This is a genomic window from Paracraurococcus ruber, assembly GCF_004353985.1.
In the GTDB taxonomy this organism is placed as follows: domain Bacteria; phylum Pseudomonadota; class Alphaproteobacteria; order Acetobacterales; family Acetobacteraceae; genus Paracraurococcus; species Paracraurococcus ruber.
In genome coordinates this window covers 1-2,846 of record NZ_SMOA01000463.1, presented here as the reverse complement: position 1 = coordinate 2,846, position 2,846 = coordinate 1, and the positions used below count along the sequence as shown (strand labels likewise).

Sequence of the window (2,846 nt, the reverse complement as noted above, 5' to 3'; positions counted from 1 at the left end):
AAGGCGTCGCCCGGCGCCCGCCCATGCGCCGCCCGGACGGCGGCGGATGGGGGCGCCGCGCCGGGCCGGCGCTGCCGCCGAGGCCGGGTACGACTCATCGTCCCTTGAAGTCGGGCTTGCGCTTCTCGTTGAAAGCGCGGATGCCCTCGCTCCGGTCTTCGGTCGGGATCAGCTGGTAATAGGCCTCGATCTCGAACAGCATCCCGCTGGCGCGGTCCATCTGCAGTCCCTGGGTGATGGATTTCTTCGCCTGCCGGACGGACAGCGGCGCATTGGCAGCGATGGTCCGCGCCGTCTCCAGCACCGCGCCCAGCACCTCCCCGGGCGGGCAGAGCCGGTTCACCATGCCCCAGGCCAGCGCATCCTGCGCGCTGAAGGGCCGGCCGGTGAGGATCACCTCCTTCGCCCGCCTCTCCCCGATGGTGCGCGGCAGGTTCTGCGTGCCGCCGGCACCGGGCATGATGCCCAGCGTCACCTCGGTCAGCGCGAAGCGCGCGGTCTCGCTGGCATAGGCGAAGTCGCAGCACAGCGCGAGTTCGAGCCCGCCGGCGAAGGCGGCGCCGTTGATGGCGCCCAGCAGCGGCGGCGGGCAGGCCAGCACGGCGCGCGCCATCCGCTCGAACAGGTAGTGCTGCTCGGCGAATTGCGCGTCGGTCATGCCGTTGCGCTCCTTCAGGTCGGCGCCGGCGCAGAAGGCGCGCTCCCCGGCGCCGGTCAGCACCACGCAGCGATAGGCGCCGGGCGAGGCCTCCAGCGCCTGGAACACCTGGACCAGCTCGCGGCCCATCCGGGTGGTGAAGGCATTCGCCCGCTCCGGCCGGTTGAGCGTGACCTGCAGGATATGCGCCTCCGGCTCCTGCACCTGCAGGGTCTCGAAGGCGTGGTCGAGCGCGGCGAGGGCGGGCATGCGGTCCTCCGGTGACGTGTACCGCGCTGCATACCCCCTCCCCCGCCAGGGCGGGAGGGCGGGGCGCCGCCGCTGCCGCTGCCACCCGCATCCCGACGCCATGCCCCGACGCCATACTTGGAACCGGCTGGAAAAACGCCTAGCCTGCTACCCAAAGCGCAGAGGGAAACGGACCATGGCCGATCTCGTCATCCGCGGCGGCACCATCGTCGACGGCAGCGGCGCCCCGCCGCGCCGGGCCGACATCGCGGTGGAAGGCGGCCGCATCGCCGCCATCGGGGACGGCCTGCCGCGCGGGCGGGAGGAGATCGACGCCACCGGCCGGCTGGTCACGCCCGGCTTCGTCGACATCCACACGCATTACGACGGCCAGGCGGTGTGGGACAGCCACCTGGCGCCATCGGCCATCCATGGCGTCACCACGGCGGTGATGGGCAATTGCGGCGTCGGCTTCGCCCCCGTCCGCCCGGGCACCGAGATGCAGCTGATCGAGCTGATGGAGGGCGTCGAGGACATCCCCGCCCCCGTGCTCTCGCAGGGCCTCGACTTCCGCTGGGAGTCCTTCGCCGACTACCTCGCGGTGCTGGAGGCCAAGCCGCGCGACATCGACATCTGCGCGCTGGTCCCGCACGCCGCGGTGCGGGTCTATGTGATGGGCGAGCGGGCGCTGGCGCTGGAGAGCGCCAACCAGGGCGACATCGCCGAGATGCGCCGGCTGGTGGCCGAGGCGGTGGAGGCCGGCGCCTTCGGCTTCTCCACCAGCCGCACCATCAGCCACAAGACCCTGAAGGGCGACTTCACGCCCACGCTGCGCGCGCAGGAGGAGGAGCTGGCCGGCATCGCCGACGGGCTGCGCGGCGTCGGCAAGGGCTTCATGGAATTCGTCTCGGACTTCAACCAGCCCGACGCGGCCACGGAATTCGGCCTGATCCGCCGCGTGGTGGAGCGCAGCGGCCGTCCCGCGGTCTTCTCCCTGACGCAGCGGCACGACCGCACCGGCGTATGGAAGGAGCTGCTGGCGCTGTCGAACCAGGCGGCGAAGGACGGCGTGCCGATCCGCCCGGTCTTCCCGCCACGGCCCATCGGCATCCTGATGGGCCTGTCCGGCAGCCAGAACCCGTTCAGCGGCGCGCCGAGCTACAAGGCGGTGGCGCATCTGCCGCTGGAGCAGCGCGTCGCCGCCCTGCGCGACCCGGAGCTGCGGGCGCGGATCCTGTCGGAGGACCGCTTCAAGGGCAGCAATTTTCCGCTGATCGCCCGGCTGTCCTTCGCCCGCATGTTCCCCTTCGGCGACCCGCCGGACTACACGCCGCCCGAGCACAGCAGCATCGCCGCCCAGGCGGCGCGGGAAGGCCGCTCGCCGGAGGAGGTCGCCTACGACATGTTGCTGGCCGATGACGGCAACAGCTTCATCTTCTGCGCCCTGACCAACTATGCCGACTACACGCTCGACGCGAGCGCCGAGCTGCTGCGCCACCCCAACACCATCGTCGGCCTGTCCGACGGCGGCGCGCATGTCGGCTTCATCTCCGACGGCAGCTTCCCGAGCTTCCTGCTGGCCTATTGGGGCAAGGTCCGTGGCCTGAAGGTGGAGGAGCTGATCCGCCGACAGACCAGCGACACCGCCCGCGCGGCGGGCCTGCCGGATCGCGGCCTGCTGAAGCCTGGGCTGCGCGCCGACATCAACGTCATCGACTGGGATGCTCTGGCGCTGGAGAAGCCCGGCATGATCCGCGACCTGCCGGGCGGCGGGCGGCGGCTGATGCAGCGCGCCCGCGGCTACGACGCGACCATCGTGGCCGGCAGCGTCACCTACCGCCATGGCGAGGCGACGGGTGCCCTGCCCGGCCGGCTGGTGCGCAGCGCCGCATGAGGCCGGCGCGCCGGCGTCCCGACCTCCCGGCGCCGGCATCGCGCGCGCGGCCGGCGGGGCGGCTGC

Annotated in this window: 2 protein-coding genes; one reads left to right on the top strand and one right to left on the bottom strand. The window is 72.3% G+C overall.

The window, feature by feature from the left end; all coding sequences use genetic code 11:
- Positions 1–94 precede the first annotated feature (94 nt).
- A complete protein-coding gene (locus E2C05_RS30770) occupies positions 95–907 on the bottom strand; it encodes an enoyl-CoA hydratase-related protein (protein WP_133223418.1) in 813 nt (270 codons plus the stop codon).
- A 175-nt stretch (positions 908–1,082) separates the two neighbouring features.
- On the opposite strand from E2C05_RS30770, the gene E2C05_RS30765 reads away from it, so the two are divergent.
- Positions 1,083–2,780 carry an N-acyl-D-amino-acid deacylase family protein gene (locus E2C05_RS30765; RefSeq protein WP_133223417.1) on the top strand — a complete coding sequence of 566 codons (1,698 nt, stop codon included), beginning with the start codon at positions 1,083–1,085 and terminating at the stop codon, positions 2,778–2,780.
- Positions 2,781–2,846: the final 66 nt, after the last annotated feature.